The organism is Paracoccus sp. pheM1 (assembly GCF_018499825.1).
In the GTDB taxonomy this organism is placed as follows: Bacteria; Pseudomonadota; Alphaproteobacteria; order Rhodobacterales; family Rhodobacteraceae; genus Paracoccus; species Paracoccus versutus.
In genome coordinates, this window is sequence record NZ_JAGXCX010000003.1 from 658,126 (window position 1) to 679,601 (window position 21,476).

The 21,476-nt window shown below is 65.7% G+C and carries 16 protein-coding genes and 1 pseudogene; 8 read left to right on the forward strand and 9 right to left on the reverse strand.

The window, feature by feature from the left end; all coding sequences use genetic code 11:
- Both KF941_RS25880 and KF941_RS25885 read left to right on the forward strand, forming a co-directional pair.
- On the forward strand, positions 1–756 hold the full coding sequence (locus KF941_RS25880) for an IclR family transcriptional regulator (RefSeq protein WP_036760543.1): 756 nt from the start codon (positions 1–3) through the stop codon (positions 754–756).
- A gap of 19 nt (positions 757–775) precedes the next feature.
- The gene (locus KF941_RS25885; RefSeq protein WP_214274995.1) at positions 776–2,218 is read left to right on the forward strand and encodes an NAD-dependent succinate-semialdehyde dehydrogenase; all 1,443 of its coding nucleotides are present in this window, start codon (positions 776–778) and stop codon (positions 2,216–2,218) included.
- A 429-nt stretch (positions 2,219–2,647) separates the two neighbouring features.
- Here KF941_RS25885 and KF941_RS25890 read toward each other — a convergent pair whose 3' ends face one another.
- Both KF941_RS25890 and KF941_RS25895 read right to left on the reverse strand, forming a co-directional pair.
- Positions 2,648–3,490 carry a TolC family protein gene (locus KF941_RS25890; RefSeq protein WP_346429030.1) on the reverse strand — a complete coding sequence of 281 codons (843 nt, stop codon included), beginning with the start codon at positions 3,488–3,490 and terminating at the stop codon, positions 2,648–2,650.
- 204 nt (positions 3,491–3,694) lie between these two features.
- A complete protein-coding gene (locus KF941_RS25895; RefSeq protein WP_214274996.1) occupies positions 3,695–4,000 on the reverse strand; it encodes a hypothetical protein in 306 nt (101 codons plus the stop codon).
- 273 nt (positions 4,001–4,273) lie between these two features.
- On the opposite strand from KF941_RS25895, the gene KF941_RS25900 reads away from it, so the two are divergent.
- From KF941_RS25900 to KF941_RS28465, 3 genes and pseudogenes are all read left to right on the forward strand, one after another.
- On the forward strand, positions 4,274–5,479 hold the full coding sequence (locus tag KF941_RS25900) for an efflux RND transporter periplasmic adaptor subunit (RefSeq protein ID WP_214274997.1): 1,206 nt from the start codon (positions 4,274–4,276) through the stop codon (positions 5,477–5,479).
- A gap of 1 nt (position 5,480) precedes the next feature.
- Positions 5,481–7,422 (forward strand): annotated as a pseudogene (locus KF941_RS28600) (MacB family efflux pump subunit).
- Between the two features lie 50 nt (positions 7,423–7,472).
- Positions 7,473–7,754, forward strand: a complete 282-nt coding sequence (locus KF941_RS28465; protein ID WP_214274998.1) for an RcnB family protein — start codon at positions 7,473–7,475, stop codon at positions 7,752–7,754.
- A 60-nt stretch (positions 7,755–7,814) separates the two neighbouring features.
- Here the strand turns inward: KF941_RS28465 and KF941_RS25915 are convergent, their stop codons facing one another.
- From KF941_RS25915 to KF941_RS25925, 3 genes are all read right to left on the reverse strand, one after another.
- Entirely contained in the window at positions 7,815–8,165 is a 351-nt protein-coding gene (locus KF941_RS25915) for a hypothetical protein (RefSeq protein WP_214274999.1), read from the reverse strand.
- Positions 8,166–8,175: 10 nt separating this feature from the next.
- Positions 8,176–8,652 carry a hypothetical protein gene (locus tag KF941_RS25920; RefSeq protein WP_139294133.1) on the reverse strand — a complete coding sequence of 159 codons (477 nt, stop codon included), beginning with the start codon at positions 8,650–8,652 and terminating at the stop codon, positions 8,176–8,178.
- 71 nt (positions 8,653–8,723) lie between these two features.
- The gene (locus KF941_RS25925; RefSeq protein WP_214275000.1) at positions 8,724–9,350 is read right to left on the reverse strand and encodes a hypothetical protein; all 627 of its coding nucleotides are present in this window, start codon (positions 9,348–9,350) and stop codon (positions 8,724–8,726) included.
- Positions 9,351–9,558: 208 nt separating this feature from the next.
- Between KF941_RS25925 and KF941_RS25930 the strand changes: the two genes are divergently transcribed.
- The 3 genes from KF941_RS25930 to KF941_RS25940 all read left to right on the forward strand — a co-directional run bounded on the left by KF941_RS25930 (position 9,559) and on the right by KF941_RS25940 (position 11,999).
- Positions 9,559–10,281 (forward strand): response regulator, encoded by a 723-nt coding sequence (locus KF941_RS25930; RefSeq protein ID WP_240540627.1) that lies wholly within the window; start codon positions 9,559–9,561, stop codon positions 10,279–10,281.
- Positions 10,278–11,537, forward strand: coding sequence for an ATP-binding protein (locus tag KF941_RS25935; protein ID WP_214275001.1), 1,260 nt, complete (start codon positions 10,278–10,280; stop codon positions 11,535–11,537). Before KF941_RS25930 ends, KF941_RS25935 begins: the two co-directional genes overlap by 4 nt.
- A 291-nt stretch (positions 11,538–11,828) precedes the next feature.
- Complete coding sequence (locus KF941_RS25940; protein ID WP_214275002.1) at positions 11,829–11,999, forward strand: hypothetical protein; 171 nt, start codon at positions 11,829–11,831, stop codon at positions 11,997–11,999.
- Positions 12,000–12,288: 289 nt separating this feature from the next.
- Here the strand turns inward: KF941_RS25940 and KF941_RS25945 are convergent, their stop codons facing one another.
- The 4 genes from KF941_RS25945 to KF941_RS25960 form a co-directional block, all read right to left on the reverse strand.
- Positions 12,289–14,370: an N-acetylmuramoyl-L-alanine amidase gene (locus KF941_RS25945; protein WP_214275003.1), complete on the reverse strand. Its 2,082-nt coding sequence runs from the start codon at positions 14,368–14,370 to the stop codon at positions 12,289–12,291.
- Positions 14,367–15,017, reverse strand: coding sequence for a hypothetical protein (locus KF941_RS25950; RefSeq protein ID WP_214275004.1), 651 nt, complete (start codon positions 15,015–15,017; stop codon positions 14,367–14,369). Before KF941_RS25950 ends, KF941_RS25945 begins: the two co-directional genes overlap by 4 nt.
- Positions 15,014–16,912 (reverse strand): hypothetical protein, encoded by a 1,899-nt coding sequence (locus tag KF941_RS25955; protein ID WP_214275005.1) that lies wholly within the window; start codon positions 16,910–16,912, stop codon positions 15,014–15,016. The genes KF941_RS25950 and KF941_RS25955 overlap by 4 nt, the downstream gene beginning before the upstream one ends.
- Before the next feature lie 818 nt (positions 16,913–17,730).
- Positions 17,731–20,508 (reverse strand): patatin-like phospholipase family protein, encoded by a 2,778-nt coding sequence (locus KF941_RS25960; RefSeq protein ID WP_214275006.1) that lies wholly within the window; start codon positions 20,506–20,508, stop codon positions 17,731–17,733.
- Between the last annotated feature and the right edge of the window lie 968 nt (positions 20,509–21,476).

The window sequence follows — 21,476 nt, forward strand, 5'->3', positions numbered from 1 at the left end:
ATGGACAAGGCATTCATCAAGGGGTTGCGGCTGATCGAGGCGCTTGCGCTCAGCGACCAGCCGCGGGGCGTGACCGACCTGGCCAATGCGCTGGGGCTGACGAAAAGCAATGTCCACCGCCTGCTCGCGACGCTGATCGCGCAGGGCTATGTCCGGCAGGTGCCGCCGCAAAGCCATTACGAGCTGACCACCCGGATCTGGGAACTGGGCAGCCATGTCATCCGCCGCATGGACCTGACCCGGATCGCCCGCCCCGCCATGGCCCGGCTGGCCGAGCAGACCGGCGAGACGGTGCATCTGTCGGTGCTGGATGGCAGCGAGGTGGTCTATCTCGACAAGATCGAAAGCGCCCATCACATCCGCGCCCATACCAGCGTCGGCGCCCGCGCCCCCGCCTATACCGTCGCCACCGGCAAGGCGATGCTGGCGCAGATGCCCGACAGCTATCTCGACCGCTTCGAGGGCCGGATGCAGCGCTATACCGACACCACCCGCACCACGCTTGCCGAACTGCGCGAGGATATCCGCATCGCACGCGAGCAGGGTCATGCCCTTGTCCCCGAGGGCGAATGGCGCGAGGGCATCGCCGCCTGCGCCTGCGCGATCCTGAACCGCTCGGGCGAGCTTGCCGGCGCCATCGGCATGTCCGGCCCCGATTCCCGCATCAAGCGCAAGCAGCTGCGCGAGATCGCGCCGCTTGTGATGGAGGCCGCCCGCGCCATTTCCCTGGCCCTGGGCTATGCCCCGCGCGACTGAAACAGCAAAAGGTAAAGACATGACCGCCGCCTATCCCGACACGCTTCTGTTCATCGACGGCCAATGGCGGCCGGGTGCCGGGGGCCGCAGCATCGCGGTAACCGATCCCGCCAGCGGCGCGGTGATCGGCCAGCTGGCCCAGGCCGAGCGCGCCGATCTGGATGCGGCGCTGGCCGCCGCCGCGCGCGGCTTCCGGGTCTGGAGCGCGACCGGCGCCTTCGACCGCTATCGCATCATGCGCCGCGCCGCCGAACTGCTGCGCGAGCGCGCCGATGCCATCGCCGCCATCATGACCCGCGAACAGGGCAAGCCGCTGGCCGAGGCCAGGGGCGAGACCATGGCCGCCGCCGATGTCGTCGACTGGTTCGCCGAAGAGGGCCGCCGCGCCTATGGCCAGATCATCCCCGCGCGCATGCCGGGCGTCACGCAGATGGCGATCAAGCTGCCGGTCGGGCCGGTCGCGGCCTTCACGCCCTGGAACTTTCCGATCAACCAGGTCGTGCGCAAGCTGTCGGGTGCGCTGGCCGCCGGCTGCTCGATCATCGTCAAGGCGCCCGAGGAAACCCCGGCCTCGCCCGCCGAACTGATCCGCGCCTTCGCCGATGCCGGGGTGCCGGCGGGGGTGGTGAACCTGGTCTATGGCGTGCCGGCCGAGATCTCGGAATACCTGATCGCGCATCCGGTGATCCGCAAGATCAGCTTCACCGGCTCGACCCCGGTCGGAAAGCATCTGGCGGCCCTGGCCGGCCAGCACATGAAGCGCGCCACGATGGAGCTGGGCGGTCACGCTCCGGTCATCATCTGCGAGGATGCGGATATCGCCCGCGCGGCGCAGACCATGGCGGGCAGCAAGCTGCGCAACGCCGGGCAGGTCTGCGTTTCGCCCACGCGCTTTCTGGTGCAGGGCGCGGCCTTCGAGCCTTTCCTGGGGGATTTCAGCGCCGCGCTGTCCCGCGCCCGCGTCGGCAACGGCTTCGACGAGGGTGTGCAGATGGGACCGCTGGCGAATGACCGCCGTGTCGCCGCCCTGCAGGGACTAGTCGCCGATGCGGTCGAACAGGGCGCGCGGCTGGTCATCGGCGGCGAGCGCATCGGCAACAGCGGTAATTTCTTTGCGCCGACGGTGCTGGCCGATGTGCCTTTGGCAGCGCGGATCATGCATGAGGAGCCCTTTGGCCCCATCGCCGTGGTCAATCGCTTCGATACATTGGACGAGGCGATCACCGAGGCGAACCGGCTGCCCTTTGGCCTTGCCTCCTATGCCTTCACCCGCTCGGCCGAAACGATGCAGCGGCTGGGACTGGAAATCGACGCGGGCATGACGACGATCAACCATCTGGGGCTGGCGCTGCCCGAGGTGCCCTTTGGCGGTGTGCGCGAATCCGGCTATGGCACCGAGGGGGGCTCGGAGGCGATCGAGGCTTATCTGGTGACAAAATTCATCACCCAGCTTCCGGGTTAAGGCGGCGACGAAGACCTCTCGATGGTCAGATGAGCGTCAGCCCGCATGCGCAAGGCCGTATCCGAATGCCGTTCGCTGGGCCGGCTTCGGCCCGTTCTTGACAATGGCTTGCCGCCCGCGCTCGGACGGGATTTGCGATCACCCCTGCGGTCGATGGGACCGTGGCAGGCGACTTGCAGAGCGGGGGCGCTGATGCTGCGCGACCCGCGCCAGGCGCAGCGGATGCAGCCTTTTCGATCGAAATTCGGGGCCACTCGGCTGGGGCCGATCCCGGCGACGGCTCTGCCCTGTGCTGCATCTCCCCTCGCCAGGGGAGGGGAAATTCCGCATCGTCCATCGTCCTGCAAGGTCAACATCCGCCGGGATTGCCGGATGCCGAATTTTGGAAGCGGCGACCGAATGCAGCAGTCGGAACGGGATACTGAACGCTTATAGGCCGACCAGCACCACCTCGCCCGCGCCGGCGCCTGTCGCGATCTGCAGCGCCGCCCATTCCTTGGCCGCCTGGTTGCGCGCCGAGGCGGCCGAGAGCCGGGCGCTGGCCGTCGGGCGGTCGGAATCCAGCAGGTCCAGCAGCGCCAGCGCGGCCAGGTCGTATTCGGCCGAGCGCAGATCGGGCCGGTTGCGCAGCAGGTCGGCCGGCAGGCCGGCGCGGCTGCTGCCGGGACTGCGCGGCTGGCGAGAGCCGCGCCGCATCTGCGCCTGCACCCAAGAGGCGGGCTGGTTGAGCAGGGTCGCGATGGCGAACACCTGCGCGTCGAACTGTGCCTCGTGGCCCGGCAATTCGGCCCGCGCAGCAGCAAGAAGCGCCTCGGCCTGGGCCATGTCGAATTCGCTGACCACGCCGAATTCGCGCTGCTCGCGGATGATGCGGACGGTTTCCTTGTGGCTGGAAACCATCTGCCGCGTCAGCGCCAGCGGGTCATAGCGCGCGTCGCTATCGGCACCGATCAGCTCGGCGATCCAGGCCAGCCGCGCCGTGCCCAGATCCGCCTTGGCGGATTCCAGGCTGGTCCTTGCGCCTTGCCGTTCGCGCCGCGCGCCGCCGAACAGGTCAAAGACGAAACCGGCGCCGAGGCTGGAGGCGTTGACGTTCTGCACCGCTGCGCCCGCAGTCGAGCCGCGTTTGCGCGACGCATCGGCCGAGCCGGATGCCTGGGCCGCCAGAACCCCGGTGCCGCGCAGATCGGCGGCGGCGGCGCGGATGCGCTCGCGCGCGGCGGCCTCGTCCAGGTTCTGCTTCAGCCCGCGCGCGATCAACTCGTTCAGCACCGGATCGCGATATGCGGCCCAGAAGGCCTGGCTGGCCAGCGTGTCGGCCGATGCGGCCTCGCCTTCGGCGAAGATCGCGGGGCGGTCGTCGGGATCGGGTCCGATGGCCGCGCAGCCCGCCGCCAGAAGCAGCAGCGCCGGGCCCGGAAGCGGGAGGGGGAAATCACGTCTTGGCTCTCTTTCCGGTGAAATGCTGCACGGTCCTCAGGACCGCGATGTAGAAGATCCGGCCTGCCCTTCATGAGGCGCGGCGGACGGCTCCGGGCGCTCGGCAAGGCATTCGTGCAAGGCAATGCAATCGCGAAGGGCGCCGGCGACGACCGGATTCAGCATCAGGTCCAGCAGGTCGCCCCGCGCATCGACCAGCCGAAAGACCAGCCTTTCGCCGCCGAACTCGATCAGGCTGAACGAGACCGGCTCCATTCGCCGGGCGCCGGCATCGGCCGCTATGCCGCGCGGCACGCAAAGCGTCATGCGCCGTCGGGCTTCGGCCAGGGTCTGGCTGGTCATGGTCGCGTCCTGTCGCCTGTCCTTGGGCCGCGTCTTGCCGTGACCCGAAACCATGATGCCCGACAATCGTCCCGGCGCACGCAGAGATTTGTAAGGAAGTGTTTCCGAGGGTGCGGGGGAAACCTTTCGTTACAAATTCGGCTTTCGCGGAAACCTCCCGACACGGACAAGATCAACGATGGAAACGGCCCGCCGCTATCTCGGGGCGCAAGCGGGCGAACCGGCGCCGTTCCCATGCCGGATCGATTCGCTTGAAGCAAGGAAAGAGATCCGATGCGCCAGCCCTTAGCCCTTGCCCTGACCGCCGTGGCGCTGGTCGCCGTTCTGGCCGGCGTGGCCGGGCTTACCGAGGGCAAGTCCGCGACCCCCGGCTACATGACCGCGCCGGTCGCGCGCGGCGACATCGAGATGGCGGTTCTGGCGGAGGGGCGGCTGAAGCCCTCGAGCCTGGTGGCGGTGGGGGCGCAGGTCTCGGGGCGGATCACCGAACTGGCGGTCCGGCTGGGCCAGCGGGTGGAACAGGGCGACCTGATCGCCCGGATCGACTCGGTCCAGCAGGCGAACGAATTGCGCACCGCCCAGGCGGCGCTGGCCAATCTCAGCGCGCAGATGGCCGAGCGGCAGGCGGTGCTGGCGCTGGCGGAAAAGACGCTGGAGCGGTCGGAAAACCTGATCCGCTCGGCCGCGGCCGCGCGCAGCACCATCGACAGCGCCCAGCAGGACGTCGCGGTGGCCCGCGCCCAGATCACCGCGCTCCAGGCGCAGATCGCCCAGGCCGAGGTCGCGATCGAGATCGCCCGGACCGACCTCGACTATACCCGCATCACCGCGCCCACTGCCGGCACGGTGCTGGCCATCGTCAGCCAGGCCGGGCAGACGGTGAACGCGGTGCAGTCCTCGCCCACCATCGTCGTGCTGGGGCAGCTGGACCGCATGGAGGTGCATGCCGAGATCTCGGAAGCCGACATCGGCAAGGTCCGGCCCGGCCAGCAGGTGCGCTTCACCCTGCTCGACGACAGCGGCCGCAGCTATCGCGGCGTGCTGGCCTCCATCGCGCCGGCGCCGCAAAGCATCGTCAACGACAGCGCCATCCAGGGCGGCGCCAGCACCGACAGCAGCAGCGGCGCCATCTATTACACCGGCATCGTCCCGGTCGAAAACCCCGACGGGCACCTGCGCAGCTACATGACGGCGCAGGTCAGCATCGTCCTGGGCGCGGCGCAGGACGTGCTGACCATCCCGTCGAGCGCGCTTGGCCGGCGCAACCCCGACGGCAGCCACCAGGTCCGGGTGCTGGCCGCGGGCGGCGGCATCCAGACCCGCGACGTGGTGATCGGGCTCAACGACAAGGTGGTGGCCGAGGTGGTCTCGGGCCTCGACGAGGGCGAGCAGGTGGTGACCGGCGAACAGGGCGGCGCCCCGGCGGCCGGCGCGGCCCCCCGCAGCAGCCGGCGCATGATGGGCCCGCTGGGTGGCTGAGATGGGATCCCCGCTGATCCGGCTGCGCGGCATCGCGCGCGAATACCCCTCGGGCGAGGGGGTGCTGCGCGTGCTCAAGGACATCGACCTCGACATCGCCCAGGGCGAATTCGTCGCCGTCATGGGCGCCTCGGGCTCGGGCAAGTCGACGCTGATGAACATCCTGGGCTGCCTCGACCGGCCCAGTTCGGGCAGCTACCTGCTGGACGGGCGCGAGGTGGCGCAGCGCGATCCGGGCGAGCTGGCGGCGCTGCGCCGCGAAACCTTCGGCTTCATCTTCCAGCGCTACCACCTGCTTTCCGAGATGACGGCGCTGGGGAATGTCGAGGTGCCGGCGATCTATCGCGGCCTGCCGCGCGAGGCGCGCCGCGCCCGCGCCCGCGACCTGCTGGACCGGCTGGGCCTGGGCGACCGGCTGGGCCACCGGCCGGGCCAGCTTTCGGGCGGCCAGCAGCAGCGGGTCTCGATCGCCCGCGCGCTGGTCAACGACGCCCGCGTGATCCTGGCGGACGAGCCGACGGGCGCGCTCGACAGCCGCAGCGGCGACGAGGTGCTGGGCATCCTGGAACGGCTGAACGCCGAGGGCCGCACCGTCATCATCGTCACCCACGACCCCAAGGTCGCCGCCCGCGCCCGCCGCGTGGTCGAGATCGCCGACGGCCGCATCATCGCCGACCGCCGCAGCGATGCGCCCGCCGAGCCCGCGCGGCTGGCCGCCTTGCCGCCCGCCCGCGCCGCCGCCCCGGTGCTGGGCCGGCTGGCCGAGGCGCTGCGCATGGCGGTGCTGGCCATGCGCGCCCACAAGCTGCGCAGCTTCCTGACCATGCTGGGCATCATCATCGGCATCGCCTCGGTCGTCTCGGTGGTGGCGCTTGGCGAGGGCTCGCGCCAGCGCGTGCTGCAGAATATCGCCGGGCTGGGCACGAACACGCTGCAGATCTATCCCGGCCGGGATTTCGGCGACATGCGCTCGGGGCGGGTGACGACGCTGGTCACGGCCGACGGCGCGGCGCTGGCGCGCCAGCCCCATGTCGCCTCGGTCAGCCCGACGGTCAGCAGCGCGCAGACCCTGCGCCACGGCGCGACCGAGGCCAGCGCCCAGATCAGCGGCGTGGGCGAGCAGTATTTCGACGTGGCCGGCGTCGCGCTGACCCAGGGCCGCGGCTTCGACGCAAGCGACGTGGCGGAGATGGGCCAGAACGTCGTCATCGACGAGAGCACCCGCCAGAGCCTGTTCGGCGAGGGCGCGGCGCTGGGGCAGGTCTTCATGGCCGGCAAAGGTGCCCTTGCGGGTGATCGGCGTGGCCGAGGCGCAGAACCGCGGCCCCGGCGGCTCCACCAGCCTGACGGTCTATGCGCCCTATACCACGGTGCAGGCGCGCTACCTGGGCTCGACCAGCGTCAGCGGGCTGACGCTGCGCGTCGCCGACGAGGTGGACATGGCCCTGGCCGAGCAGATGGTCTCGGACCTGCTGGTCCGGCGCCATGGCGGCAAGGATTTCTTCATCGTCAACAACGACCAGATCCGCCAGACCATCACCTCGACCACGCAGACGCTGACGCTGCTGGTCGCGGCCATCGCGGTGATCTCGCTGCTGGTGGGCGGCATCGGGGTGATGAACATCATGCTGGTTTCCGTGACCGAGCGCATCGGCGAGATCGGGCTGCGCATGGCGGTGGGCGCGCGGCGCGGCGACATCCGCGCGCAATTCCTGATCGAGGCGGTTCTGGTCTGCGTCATCGGCGGCGCGGCGGGCATCCTGGCGGCGCTTGGCTTCGGCCTGGCCTTCGAGCGGCTGAGCAGCAATTTCACCCTGGTCTATTCGCCCCTCTCCATGGTCGCCGCCCTGGCCAGCGCCTGCGGCATCGGCCTGATCTTCGGCTACCTCCCAGCCGTCAACGCCGCAAAGCTCGAACCCGTAACAGCACTCGAAAAAGGGTGAGGGGACGGGGAGCAGCTTCCCAGGAAAAGCAATCCCGAAAGGAAATCATCGTGAAAACCATTCCTCCGCTCGCCCTGGTGATCGCCCTGGCCGCCTGCTCGGAAAAGGACGAGCCGACGGGGCGTATCTACCGCTATCCTGTGGGCACGGAAGCCCAGGGCCTCGAGCCGGTGGTGCGCAGCGGCCGGGGCGTCAGGGTCGATTACCACAATCACGCATTGCCAAGACCCGACGACGGCCAGCATTGGGAGTTGCAACCCGGCGTCTTCCTGCGGGTGGATGCATCGGGGCGTGTGATTTCGACCGTCCCGGCGCGCTACGCCGGGCAGTAAAAGAAGAGGCGTCGGCCGGGTGTGTCCGGCCGTCGCCTCTGGTGCGTCACCTGGAAGCGGTCAGCGCAGGATGTCCGAGGCCAAGCCCAGAACCTGCAGCACCTTCATGGTTCCGGCATCGACCAGAACCACGCGCTCCTCCACCACGCGATAGGCACGGCCGGTCGCGGGCCTGGCCAGTTTCCGCGCTTCGGCGGTCCTGAGCGACCGGCCGCCACGGGTGACTTCGCCGACTTTCGGTCCTTTGCGGGGCTGCTCGCCGGTGTCGGATACGGCGGGTCTTTTCGCCGCCTCGGTCTTGAGCACACAGCGCTGCGCGGCCTGCTCGCAACGCGCGGCAGGCTCGGCCAGGCCAGGTGTCGTGGCCAGGTTCAGCAGGGTCAAGGCCACCAGAATCATCGCCTTTTTCATGGGATTTCCTTCAGCGTTGCGCCTGGATCGGGCCAAGGATCGACACGATGCGCTTGGTCTTCTGGTCCATCAGCACAAGCTGGTCGCGGACCACGCGATATTCCTGGCCGCGCGGTGCCGGGGCGTATCGGCTGTTGCCGGCGCGCTGGAAGGCGCGGCCGTCGCGGCCGCTGTCGCCCACGCGCAAGGCATTGCGGCTATCCGCCGGCGGCTTGCCTTTCGCGTCCCGCACCTTGCCCGGACGGTGATCCGGCGCTTGGGGCGGCTTGTGCCCGTCGCGCCGGGCTTCCTGCGGCGGCGGTTCGCGGCGTTCACCCCTGGGCCCTTCGCCCTTTTTGCGGGCATCCTTTGCCGGGGGCGCCGGGCATTTGCGATCGTCCTGCCGGCATTCCGGCGGCGGGCCATCCGGCCGGGTCTCGGCCATGGCCATCTGGCTGCTGCCGATTGCCGTCACCGCTATCGCGGTCATCATGAGAAAGCGACGCATTGCATCAGTCCTTGCTGTTCTGCGGTCTGGAAGGAAGGTGCGTCTGGCGTCTTTGCCTGACGCAGGATGGCTCAGCGCGCTGGTGCGGGCTGATGGCCCGGCCGGGGCTGGTGCAGACCCGACCGTTCCGGGCTTTCATGCCGCGGGTTGCGCGATCCCGGACCAAAGCCCGGATCGACCTGCTGCAGCCTCTCCAGCTGGGTCGGCTCCAGCGTTCCGCGCAGGGCGGTCGCGGCATCCAGCAGGGCGCGGGCCTTGCCGGCGCGGGCAAGGGCCTGCGCTGCCATGCGCTCGGCGGCCAGGGGGCGGGCCTGACCAGCCGGGGGCCTGTCGCCCTGGGCCCCGGCTTCAGGTGCCGGCGGGGCAGCCGGCTCGAGGAAGGAGATCAGCGCCTGGCAATAGTCGCGCCAGGCATCCTGCTGCTCTGCGGTGATGCCCAGGAAGGTCTCGGCGGCGGCAAGATGGCCGGCAAGGCCGAGGGTCGGGGACAAGCCTGCGGGGCCGGGCCGGTCGATGGGGGGACGGAAGGCATCGGGACGGCCGTGGCCGTGCCCTGCAAGGTCGGGCATGGGATGGGCAGGTTCCTCTGCCGCGGGGGGCGGCGCCTCGCCGGCACTCTGCGCCAGCGCGGCCAGGGGGGTGCCGGAGGCGCATAGCAGGGCGGCCACCGCCAGGGTTTTCGACAGGGCGTTCTTCATCGGACGGGCCTTTCATCGGTTGCGATGCCGATGACGCTACGCCCCTCCCTTGTCCGGCTTAGGTCTTGTCGGTGACGAATTCTTTCCGGGCGACCGAGTTTTGCAAACGAAGGTTTCCGAGGGCCGTTTCGGCAATGTTTCGTCACAAATTTGCCCAGGCGGGATGCCCGAAAATCCGCTAGAACGGCGGCATGTCAAGGTGGTGCCGATGAACCGTATCCTTATCGTCGATGACGACGCTGAAATCCGCACCCTGCTGCGCCGCTACCTGGAGGGGCAGGGGTTCCGCGTCTTGACCGCCGCCGACCGGCGCGAGTGCGAGGCGCGGGTGGCGGACGGCAGTCCCGACCTGATCGTGCTGGACGTGATGCTGCCCGACGGTTCGGGGCTGGACATCTGCCGCAGCCTGCACGAACACCGGCCCGAACTGCGCATCATCCTGTTGACGGCCCTGAAGGAGGACGTCGACCGCATCATCGGGCTGGAACTCGGGGCCGACGACTATCTGGGCAAGCCCTTCAACCCGCGCGAACTGGTCGCCCGCATCAAGGCCGTGCTGCGCCGGACGGCCGGACCGGACGAAACCGCCGCCCCCGAGGCCCGGACCTACGGCTTTGCGGGTTTCGAGGTCGATCCCGGTCAGCGCCGGGTGCTGGCCGAGGATGGCAGCGAGGTCGAGTTGACCGGCGCCGAGTTCGACCTGCTGCGGGTCTTTCTGGAACGGCCGGGCCGGCTCTTGTCGCGCGACCAGTTGCTGGACCTGACCCAGGGCCGCGACCGCGATCCGCTGGACCGCTCGATCGACGTGCTGATGAGCCGGCTGCGCCGCAAGCTGGGCGAAAAGCACGACGCGACGATATTCCGCACCGTGCGCAACGGCGGCTATCAGCTTGCCGTGCCGGTGAGCAGCGTGGGCGAGGGGCGGGGATGAGTTCGCTGCGCACCCGCATCGCGGCCCTGCTGATCGCGGCCATCGTCAGCGTCGTGGTGCTGGCGAGCTATGCCGCGACGCAGGTGATGCAGCCGCCATCGCCGCAGGCCACGATGGAGCCGGTGGCGATGCAGATCCACCTGACCGTCGCCCTGCTGGGCCATGGCAGCGGCGAGGCACCCCGGACAGAGCTGCGGCCCGAACCAGCGCCGGGCGAGATCGACATGCACGAGACCGGGTTTCTGCGCGAGGCGCTGCGCCGCACCGGCACGCCGCTCGACGTGGTGGTGACGCGGCAGGGCGAGCGCCAGCCGCTGGTCGCCTCGGTCCATGTGCTGCCGCAGGGATGGCTGGTGCTGCCGATCCCGGATATGTCGCCGCCGCCGGGGCGCTGGCAGGTGCTTGCAGTGTGGCTGGTCCTGATCGTGCTGGGCAGCGCCGCCATCTCGCTCCATGCCGCGCGCCGGTTGACGCGGCCGCTGCAACTGCTCGAGGATGCGGTGGATCGCGTCGGCCCGGACGGCGGTCTGGAGCAGATCCCCGAAACCGGCACGGGCGAGGTGCGGACCGCGGCGCGGGCGCTGAACCGGCTTTCGGCGCAGTTGAGGCAGGCGATGGAAAGCCGGATGCGGCTGGTGGCGGCGGCGGGGCACGACCTGCGCACGCCGATGACCCGGATGCGGTTGCGCGCCGAGTTCATCGAGGACGAGGCCGAGCGGGCGAAATGGCTCCTGGATCTCGAAGAGCTGGACATGATCGCCGACAGCGCCATCCGCCTGGTGCGCGAGGAGGTCGGGGCGGACGGGGCCGAGCCCATCCGGCTGGACCCGCTGTTGCGCCAGATCGCCTCGGAGTTGTGCGCCCTGGACCAGAAGGTCGAACTGGGCGAGCTGCCGCCGCTGACCGTCCATGCCGGCCCCATCGCGTTGAAGCGGGCGCTGCGCAACCTGATCGCCAATGCCGCGACCCATGGCGGCGGGGCGCGGGTGGCGCTGGGGCGCCAGGGCGACCATGCGGTGATCCGTATCGAGGACGATGGTCCCGGCGTGCCGCCCGAGCTGCTGGCGCAGATCTTCGAGCCCTTCTTCCGCGTCGACCAGGCCCGGCGCAAATCCTTTCCCGGCGCCGGGCTTGGGCTGGCCATCGCGCGCGAGATCATCGAGCGGCACGGCGGCAGCATCGCGATCAGCAACCGCGAGCCGCATGGGCTTTTGCAGATCTGCCGACTGCCATGTGCGGAAACCGTCGCGATTTGATGGAAGGCCTGCCTGGGAAATTTGGGATCATCCCGGATTTCTAAGTTTTCGCACGCCAAAAACACTGGACGGTTTGAAATGCCGGCGGGGATTTTGCGCAATCTTTCGCGGGCATATTCCATCCTGGCGATGCTATTAAGTCCAACATTCATGTCGGAGCTGAAAATTCGGTATGCCATTATGGCGCAGAAGCATTTCGTAACAAAATAATGATGTTGGCGGGAGCGAAAGGCTATTAGGTGCGAAGTGCCAGCCATTCGCCAGCCCAAACACATCTTTATGGCGTGATAAATGAAACTCACCGCGGTCATATCCGGCGGAGGATGCTCGGCTCTGGCGATCGTGGCGTATCTCCAGGATCAGGAAATAACCTCGGCTGCTGAAGGCAAAATCGTCCTGAACGCGATTACGCTGGTTGCGGATGGCCAGGGGAATATCGAGGCAACGGGCGGGCTGTCCTGACCAAGGAAGACATCGAGAAGCTTCAGCCAGCCTGTTAACCAGGTTCCTTCGCTCCGATCAAAAACGGTTATCCTCCCGACTTCAAGAATGTCATCGACGTGGGTTTCCGCATCTTGCCCTTGTGCAGGGTGGACAATTCGGGCGGGCCTGCGTGGATCAAGCGGCTACCTTCGTCTTATCCCCTTCCTCGCAATGCGCGTCGTCATTCCATGCAGGCAGGCATTGGCATCTGATGGACAGATCGTTTCATGCGCGCGCTGCGGAGTGTCCTCCGAAACCGGAGCGGACGTCAGAGCAACCGCTGAAGAAGAACGGTTGCATAGGCCTGGGCGCGGCCGCCGATGGCCTGGCCGAATGGGACCGGGTAGCGGTCGGTCTTCGTGTTGCCGTCGCCGTTGATGATGCGCCGTGCGGCGGTGAAATCGAAATTCTCGCCGCTTCCGAAGGTAGCCAGCACCGGAAAGCCGCGGGTATAGCCAAGCCGGCCCATGCCGATCGCCATCAGCCGCGCGGCAGTTTCTTCCTCGGCTGCGAGGTCGGGGTTGTCCTCCAGCGGCAGGTCGATCGCCTTGCCGAACCGGCGATAATTGTCGCGGAAGGTCAGCTGAACATAGCCGCGCCCCCGGAACCGCTTGCCATCGCCGGCGTGGATATTGCCGAACCGGCCCTGATACCGCTGCTGGTTGGCCGAGGGCGGATTGCCCCATTTCTCGATCATCTGGCGGCCGAAATTGGTTTCATGCTCGGCGGTCGCAAGCACATAGGCCAGGTGGCTCGGGTCGGTGATCCCCTCGGCCAGGCAGGCGGCGAGGATGATGGGCACCGCTTTCTGGGCCGCATCCTTGTTCAGGCGATGGGTCAGTTGCGAAACCGCCTGCGCGATTTCGGCAAAGGCTGCGGGATCCATGGGGCCGGTCGGCGCGGCGGGCCTGGCAGCTGGAACGACCGGCACCAGAACCTGAATGCCGGCGGCCAGCGTGCGCGCCGTTGATTCGTTGAACACCTGGCCATCGGGATCGCGGATCTGCCGCCACAACTCCGGGTCGCCGAGATGGTGGCGCGCGATGGCGCGAAGGGTATCGCCGCGCGCCACCGTGACCCGCTGAAAGCGGGTGCCGTCGAGCGTTGCAAACCCGCCGCCGGGATCACCCTTGAGCTGTCGGGTGCCGTCGGGTTCGATGCTGAGGCTGAGGTCCAGTTCCTCCACGAGATCATCGAGAAAGATCAGATCCATCCCTGCCTCGGTGCGTAGATCGACCCAGGCCGTGGCCTCGCCTGCGCGGATCAGCACTGCCGGGCCCGTCAGGGTCACGCTGGACAGGCCCTCGGGCGATTCGCTCTGCCAGCCGGTCGCTTCCAGAAGGGGGGCGAGCGGCACCCAATCCTCGCCATCCTCGGGGATGCCGCCGCCGGCCACCTCGCGGCCGTTGATGAAGAGGGGGAACCGGCCTGGGGCTTCGTCGCCCCCGACCGGATCGGCGGCGGGAGAGGCGAGCGCTTGGGCGACCTCGGCGCGCAGCAGATCGCCGACCTCTCGCGGAGAAAGCTCCGGTCGCCAGGGCAGGACCAGCGGATCCCATTTGCCGTTCTGGGGGATTTTCAGGATCGACTGGACCTCGCCATGCGCCAGCACCGTTTCGCGGCTGACCGGAATGTCGTAGCGCTGGCAGATCTGGGCGGCGAGACGGGCGAGCACCGGAATCTGCGCCTCGCGTATCGGCGCGCGGCCAGCGCGAAAGGGTCGCTCCTGCGCCCCGGCCATGCCGCACAGCGCCAGACCGACAGAGCGAGTGTTGCATTGCCGCGTGTGGGCGGCATAGCGGCCATCCGCGGTGGAGTCATTGTCTGCGATGGTGCGGTTGCCGCGCCGAATGGTGCCGTCCTGTTCGATGCAGAAGTGATAGTGCTGCAGATCCTGGGTTGACGCCCTGGCATTGCCCGCCGTCCAATGCAGAATGATCCGCTTGGGCCGGGCATTGGGCAGCTGATCCGCTGGAACAGCGCGAAGCCGCTCGGCAGGCCGCGGGCGCGGGTGCCGAGGCGGCCGCAGGCCCGGCTGGAGCTGGGCGCCAAGCCCGGCGGGTGACGCCATGGTGGAAAGGGTCGCACTTGCCGAAAGCTCTGGTCGCGCATCATCGGCCAGCCCGGCGATCAACTGGCGGGCCAGATCAGCCTCCAATGCGCCGGTTATCGGCAGGCGCATGCGGGCCTGCAGCGCCCGCACCGCCTGCGCGGTCTGCGGACCAAAGAGACCGTCCACCCCCTCGATCGGCAGAAGCGCAAGCTGGGCAAGACGGAGCTGCAGCAACAACACCATTGGCCCTCTCATCATCGGCGGGCCGAGATACTGAAGGATCGCGGTCTCCATCATGTGCATCCCCCGGCTTGGTTGCGCTGGGAAAGCCGGTTAGCCAGCGTGGCCGCGGCCGCCCGATTGTCGAGCCCTTCGGCCGGTCCAGCGGCGGCGGCCTGCCGGGCATGACCCTGCGCCTCCTGCAGGGCAGCGCAGGGGACAGGACCGGCGAAAGCGGCCTGCCAATCGACGGCGCTGGCGCGATAATAGCCCGCAGCGGGGTGATCCACCCCTGCGGCCAGCGCGGCCAGCGCGGCCAGCCGCATATTGGCCTCATTGGCCTCTGCGCGGCTGGCCGTTTCCCGCAGCAGCCTTTCGGCCTCCAGCCCGCGCAGGCTGGTGCCGAGCACCCCGGCATTGCGCAGGACGCCGAACCGGGCGGCCGCACATGCGGCATAGGGCGCGGCACCGCCGCTGGCCAGCCGGTCCTGCGCCATGCGCAGGCATGCGTCGCCGGTGATCTCATGGACGCGGGCGCAGCCTTCTTCCCTTATGCGACATTGCGGAACATGCGCAGCCGCCGCAGGCCGGTCCATCGCCTGCACTTTGGCAAGTTCCGCCATTTCTGGATCGACAACTCTGGCGATCTGGTCGCCGGGGTTGTCGCAGCCCGCCAGCACGACCAGCGCAGTCAGCGTGGCGGCAAGCAGATAGGGCAGTCTCATGACATGGCCTCCTTTTCTGCGGCAGCCAGGGCCTCGCGGAGCAATTGCAGGTCGATTGCCGCGGTGGGGCTGTCGCGCATGGCGGCGGCCATTAGGAAAAGCTTTTCCAGTTCCGCCAGCGTTTCCGGCGTTTTCTGGAGCGTGTCGAGCGCAGCAAGCAGGCTGCCGCGGTCGGGCGCGCCGGACAGGACGAGCATCGGTTCCGGGATCTCCGCCGTCACCAGCCGGTCGAGTTCGACACGGCGCAGTTGCCTCATCCGGTCCCGGAAGCCGGCCACGGCAGCATCGAACTCCTCGCGCGTGCCGGCGAAGGCGCGGCCGAAGCGGTCGAAGAAGCTGTCGTGATCAAGGTCGGCCGCAGCCTGGCCGAGACGGTTGAGCGCAGCCATGTCGTCCGACCCCGGTTGAAGGGCGGCCAGGGCATCCGGCATGTCGTCGAGGGCGGATTGGACCGCCGCAGCGTCGATCGGATCGACCGGCAGGAGATCGGGCAGGTAGGGAGCGTTCAGCACCCGCGCTTTCCAGCGGCGATAGGCGACGGCGCCGTGCTGGCCGGCCAGCGTCACCACCATCAGCGCAAGGCCGCCCGGCGAGATGCCGAGAGGGGCGAGCGGCCCCGCAAGCTTTCCCAGGCTGGCGGCAAGGATGCCCTTCAGCGGCCCTTTGGCCAGGGCGAGACCGCCAAGCTTCGCCGCCTCTGCCGCCAGCTCCCCACGGTCGTCGATGTTGCGGACGCGGGCGATCCCCTTTTCCAGCCGGTCCAGCGCATCACGCAGCTTCGCGCCTTCGCCAGAGGGCAGGATTTCCAGCGCGCGATGCAGGAAGGCAGCGGTCGCCGCGGCTTTCTGCACCGTAATCGTGACAGGATCGGAGGCGTTCCCGGCAGCGGCCTGTTCCGTGCCCGAGGACCGCGCGAGGAACTCGCGGGTGGCGGCGGCGCGGGCGGCAGGATCGCCCGCCGCCTCCATTTGGGCCGCAAAGGTCACCGCCTCCACCGTCTGGGCGGCTTGCCGACGCTGGATGGCCGCCTGTTCGCGCACCTCGGCTTCCCGCGTGATCCGCTCGACGAGGCTGCGGGGATCTTCCTTGAACACACTTTCGACGGCACCCACCAGCTTGTTCAGGATGTGATAGATCAATTCGCCCGCAAATCCGCCCAGCAATGCCAGGACAACCCGGCCGAAAAGGCGCGCATCGCCGGTCAGGCCGAAAAGCACCTGCGAAAGCAGGAATCCCGACATCATGCCCAGCCCGATGCGAATGGCATAGCTCGATCCCCGCCGGGGATCATAGGTGCCTTCGCAGACATAGCGGTTGGCATCGTAGAGCGTGGCGAAACAGGCGCCGATCGCGCTGAGCGAGACGTAGAACAGCGTAAGGCAGAACAGGGCGAAGTGGTTCATATTTCCGCCCGCGGTTCCGCCCGTATTTTCGGCAGACGCCATATCCGCTTCAACCTCGGTGTTGAACAGCGGGATACCGTTGCCAACCTGCTCGGCTGTCAGCGGTCCAAAGATCAATACGGCAAAAAAGACGAAGAAGCACAGGATGGTGAACAGGATCACCTTGCGAACCGCCGAGACGGGGGCAAGAAAATGCAACAGATCCCAGAACGGAATTTTGCGCCGGGTTGCGTCCCAATGCAGCAGCTCAACCGACTGCGGTAGTGCAGGGCGGATCACCTCGGCCAAGGCGGCATGCAGGGCGACCAGATCCTTGATCGGAATATCCTGGCGTTTCGAGATTCCCAGGTCGAGGATCGTTATTCGTTCAAGAATGGCCGGCGCGCAGGAAATTCCCCGACCGGCCATCAGCGCGATCATCGCCTCGCATTCCCGATAGAGGCGCGCATGAAGATCGACGTTATCTATGGGTTCTTGATAGATATCATCCATAGCGAATCCCGCCTTCAAGCGCGCTCGCACTGTATCGGATTACAATGCACAGAGCGGGAGAAATTTTAACCGCAGAGAACTCATCAGCTGCCGCAAGACGATCTTGATCTGCACACCGTGCAGGTCACTGAATGCTATCGAGGAGGCGTCACGTCAATATTGTTCCGGCGAACGGCGATTTTCGCGGATGCCGGATTAATAAAAGCCCAACAGGGTGCAGGACTGCCGGTCGACAGTCGATTCGAATTCTGGATAAGGTCTCGGTCAGCTTTCTCCATTTTGAGCGTTTTGGCAATATCAATATCTGCCGCACTCTCAGGCCGGAGAGGAAATTTAGCGGGCAGACCCTCTTGCCGCTGAGCATGTCCAGCCTGGCGTTCAGGCCGCCTTTTGTGCGCATGATCGCCTGCGGAAGGCCCCGTTCGCAGGGCTTGAGGCCGCTGAGGGTTTTTAGTCTGTGGGCGGGTCGAGCATGATCATATCGGCACCCTGACCAGCAGTTCGTTGAAGAAAGCGGGATACGGTGCGAGCTTGCCATGGCCCTTGGGACGGTCCTGAGGGGTGGCCCGCGCATGACCCATCGCTTCGCACCCACCGCACACCTGCCTTCGGCGACAGCTTCAACCGTGCCGCCGCCGCGCCTGGATCTTCATTGAGGTAGCGCGGAAACCGAACCCAAAATGCCGATGGTGCGGTGCTGACATGATCCATCTTCCCAAAGGAATGGAATCACAGGGCCGCTTGCCAGGAATCCCCCTGATCCAGGTTTCTGGCACATCGGTTCAATTCGATGTCATTTTCAAGCAATGCACCATGGATTATCGGCCGAACCTCCTGGAGGTATCGAAGCCTATTAAGCCGGACCAAGACGGACGCCCATCCTTGAACAGCAGGGCGAGGTCGGTTTCATCAAGCATCTGGCCCGCGATTCTCTTTCCAACGTCACGATAAGCCTCGAACTGCTCCATCGAGAAAAACTGGTCCGTCGTGCTCTCATAGGGAAATTCGGGGTGTCCGCCCCGATAGCTGCGTGTCGAGATCGATAAACCCGGAATGAGGGCGGATTTGAGATAGATGAGCAACCCCTCTTCCGGACCCAGTTTCTCTTCTGGAGCCTTGCCATATTTGGAATGCGAGGCCGCAGGAACTTTCCTGATGCGTTTTTCCATCTGGCTTTGGCTGGCGTAGCGGATCGTTCCTAGGAAGTAGCCGCGGCGCGCGAACTCGACCTCCTTGGGATATTCGTTCTCGTGCTTCCGTGCCACGATATGCTGCGGTCCAGAGGGCTGGAATTCTCCGCCACTCTTGTCGAAGATCTTCATGTTGAAATCTATCTCCGCGGCAAAATCCTCGCGAATAAGCCGGATGGCCGCGGTGAAGTTGTTATAGGCAGTGGTGGGGTCCGACTCGCCATCGCAAACGATAATCAATGCACAGCGCCGACGCACCAGCTCATAGAGTCCCAGGTTCTCGAAATGCCCGCCGTCGCTGAGTTCAACGAACACCGGGTTTTTCGTTTTGGAGTTTAATACCCGACGCAGCAGGTTGGTCGTGACGGGGAAAAGGTGGTTGCCATATGGATTCAACCATTGACGCCACTTCGCTATTTTTCGCCATCGGAACCAATAGCCGAGGCGCATGCTGAGAAGCGTCATCGCAGTTGCTACGACGATATTGGTTGTAGGACCGGCACCCGCGAAACCACCACCTGGATTTGCAGCCGCGCCGGAGATTGCCATGGCCGTCGGCAGCGACAGATTCCCGCCGAGCGCTTCTTGAGTGGGTTGCCAGCTCGTCACTGTCGAGCCGCAATAGAGTGGCGAAAGGATGAAGGAATCGCCGCCGCGCCGCCGGTCTGTCATGTCTTCCGCCCAGGGCGTCATCACCGTCGTACAGATCAGCGGATAGGGTCCGTTGAGCCTGCGCGGCTCAGATGGCATAACGATATTGCTCTCGTCCTCGCCAGGCTTATCCTTTTGGGGAAGATTTGCGATTTCTCTCATCTTGTAGCGATCGGCCGAACCCGCCGCGCCGACTTTGCGGAGGTCGACGCTTGCCTTGTCCGGCATATAGGCTTCCATCAACCGATCGCGATAAAAGCGACCCAATGAGATATCGTTGATATTGACAATGAAACAGAGCGCGGCAGCGGTGATCACGGCAACCATATAGAGAACATGGCGCAGCTCGAGCGGATTGGTATTGTCCAAGAGCGCCTTATGGATCTCGAGCAGGTCCAGCGCGGCCAGATATGCGGCTATGCCTGCGCCATAGACAAGGATCGCAGAGCCAGCGACAATGACCACGGTGGCTTTCTGTCCCAATACTCCCTTCAGCCGCGCCTGGTAGAAACCGAAAAGCGCCGACATGGTGGCTATGAGATAGATAGCGAAAGGCAGAAGGCCCAGGTGGCCGCCCTCTTCAACGCCTTTTGGGCCGCCACCGATCTCGCCGACTAAAAAGGGGAGGAGAGGAGGAATGAAGGGAATGATGCCGACCAGAAGGAATCCCACAGCGAGAATGAGCATTCCCCCAGAGAGGGCCTCGACCATGCGCCGTCGTCCGTATTCCGGGGCGGGCGGGCCATTCGGCGACCGGCCGCCTCCACGGAGGCGGGCGGGAATATATGCTCCGACCAACCAGAGACCAACCAGCGCAAAAGCCGTAAAGATAACGACTGGGGCGGGTTTCACGAACCAGGGCACGGACCGGAGTATGGGCCATGGCTCGGCTCCCCAAAGCACAAGGGCTACGAAGGGCAGGCAGAGCAGAACGAGACCCGTGGAGAATCGCCAGAGATTTTCCTCCTCCGTCTTTCCCGCCTCGTTCGGCCGGAAGCTCGAGATGGAAGCCATGACCATCAGAACAACGATTACGCCAAAAAGGAAAAGTGATAGCGTAAGAAACAGCCAGAAAACGATATTTTCGTGCCTGCATATATATTCCGAATATTGTTCAAGCCAGGATCCTGTCATGCGAGGGCACGACAGGTAGCTATGCCAGCCCTTATACCAGGAATTATCCTTGGGAATGACCCACATGGAAAATTTCATGAGAGCTGCAACGACAACGCCGGCAAGCAGCGTCCAGATGAACAGGTTGAACAGGATTGATCTGGCAACAACGTAGAAGCCGGTTGCAAAACCCCGGAAGCCTTCCGGCGCAAGATAGTTCGCATTGTTGTGCAAGAAGTTCAGTGCGCGACCACCATCATCGTCCTCCTCGGGCTCCTTGAATGGAAAGTTCCCATCTGGATCCCCCGCTTCGGACGGATTTTCATCGCGGTTTTGCGCGTAATGCAGCGCCATCGCTGATGCGATATATCCGCCGCCCGAGACCGCCGACATATAGTCGAGATGCTTGATGAGCTTCGCCTTTGCCAAAGCCTGAAGAACCCCCAAAGCAAAGGTTGCGGAGCGAATGCCGCCTCCCGAAAGGCAGATGCCTGTCCGGTAGCCTTTCCGGTCCTCTTTCCCGGCTCTACCATAGGCGCCGTCGATGATCTCTTCCTCACTCTTGAAGAGATCGCTCCATTTGTCCTGCTTATTCTGTTCTTCTTGCCGAAAGGTGGAGGTCGTGCCGGATGTGTGTGGCATCGGATGCACCTAGACGGGAAATAATGGTAAAATTCTACCATTTTCACAACTGCAAGTCACTCATTTGTTTATTCGATCAAATGCTCTCAATTCATGCAATGATATAGTGTCGTCCTTTGGTTGATCGACCTCTTCTGGTGGGTCGATCTTGATATGATAGGATGGCCCCCGGCGGCATTGATCTGCCAGGGTAGGGGTTGAAGAACACCGTGGAAGGAGAATGCCTTTCAGGCGCAAGGCTGCCAATACTGTTGATCGGTCGTTCCGCCCCCTGACGATGCGGGGCAAGGTGTGGAATTCTTCTCAATGCAGCCAAGCTGCGTCGTTGCGTTGGAAGCACGTGATGGCGCTTACCATTCAGCTCGGGCGGGCGTAGGACCACGATGTCCGGCCCATTTCTTCAGCTTATGCCCTTTGTGAAACGGCAAAAGAATGACGCGGCTGGGTTCGATCTTCGACGAGGTCGTGGAACCAGACATGGTTGGGCTGCTCGGCGCGCAGGCGGATGCATCAGCCGTCACCCGTCATTGAGCCAGAGCCGGTCTCGCTTTGGTTGTCTGTCCGCCTTACCCCGTCCTTGCCGCGCGACCTGCTTGTCATTGACCACTCGGCCCGATCGGCTGAGCCGAAGTTCGGCGATCTGGCGATAGCCGTGGCGGCCATGGCGGAGGGCCCCCGCAACCACCGCTGTCATAACTCGCTAATCATCCAAGTATAATCGATCGCTCGGGCTGCAAAAGGGCGGCCTTTCTTATCTTGAAGCATGCAAAATATCGGCCGTTCGCCTGCCAGATCAGCTCATATGGCGGCGGATTGTATGGCGAGCGGATACCCTTTTTTGCAGAACGGCCACAGGCGGTTCGGTCCAGATGCCGCAGCAATGGCAATCGAGCAGTTCGGGCGCACCGGCCACGAACACATGTCCAGCCGGTTGGTTCAGGGCTGCATCGACAGTATCGCTGGCGGTT

What these genes read in the sequence shown, in the direction of transcription:
- KF941_RS25950 (WP_214275004.1), bottom strand. Translation starts at nt 15,017, where the DNA reads ATGAGACTGCCCTATCTGCTTGCCGCCACGCTGACTGCGCTGGTCGTG.
- KF941_RS25915 (WP_214274999.1), bottom strand. Translation starts at nt 8,165, where the DNA reads ATGAAAAAGGCGATGATTCTGGTGGCCTTGACCCTGCTGAACCTGGCC.
- KF941_RS25945 (WP_214275003.1), bottom strand. Translation starts at nt 14,370, where the DNA reads ATGATGGAGACCGCGATCCTTCAGTATCTCGGCCCGCCGATGATGAGA.
- KF941_RS25900 (WP_214274997.1), top strand. Translation starts at nt 4,274, where the DNA reads ATGCGCCAGCCCTTAGCCCTTGCCCTGACCGCCGTGGCGCTGGTCGCC.
- KF941_RS25880 (WP_036760543.1), top strand. Translation starts at nt 1, where the DNA reads ATGGACAAGGCATTCATCAAGGGGTTGCGGCTGATCGAGGCGCTTGCG.
- KF941_RS25885 (WP_214274995.1), top strand. Translation starts at nt 776, where the DNA reads ATGACCGCCGCCTATCCCGACACGCTTCTGTTCATCGACGGCCAATGG.
- KF941_RS25960 (WP_214275006.1), bottom strand. Translation starts at nt 20,508, where the DNA reads ATGCCACACACATCCGGCACGACCTCCACCTTTCGGCAAGAAGAACAG.
- KF941_RS25895 (WP_214274996.1), bottom strand. Translation starts at nt 4,000, where the DNA reads ATGACCAGCCAGACCCTGGCCGAAGCCCGACGGCGCATGACGCTTTGC.
- KF941_RS25920 (WP_139294133.1), bottom strand. Translation starts at nt 8,652, where the DNA reads ATGCGTCGCTTTCTCATGATGACCGCGATAGCGGTGACGGCAATCGGC.
- KF941_RS25955 (WP_214275005.1), bottom strand. Translation starts at nt 16,912, where the DNA reads ATGGATGATATCTATCAAGAACCCATAGATAACGTCGATCTTCATGCG.
- KF941_RS25925 (WP_214275000.1), bottom strand. Translation starts at nt 9,350, where the DNA reads ATGAAGAACGCCCTGTCGAAAACCCTGGCGGTGGCCGCCCTGCTATGC.
- KF941_RS25940 (WP_214275002.1), top strand. Translation starts at nt 11,829, where the DNA reads ATGAAACTCACCGCGGTCATATCCGGCGGAGGATGCTCGGCTCTGGCG.
- KF941_RS25930 (WP_240540627.1), top strand. Translation starts at nt 9,559, where the DNA reads ATGAACCGTATCCTTATCGTCGATGACGACGCTGAAATCCGCACCCTG.
- KF941_RS25935 (WP_214275001.1), top strand. Translation starts at nt 10,278, where the DNA reads ATGAGTTCGCTGCGCACCCGCATCGCGGCCCTGCTGATCGCGGCCATC.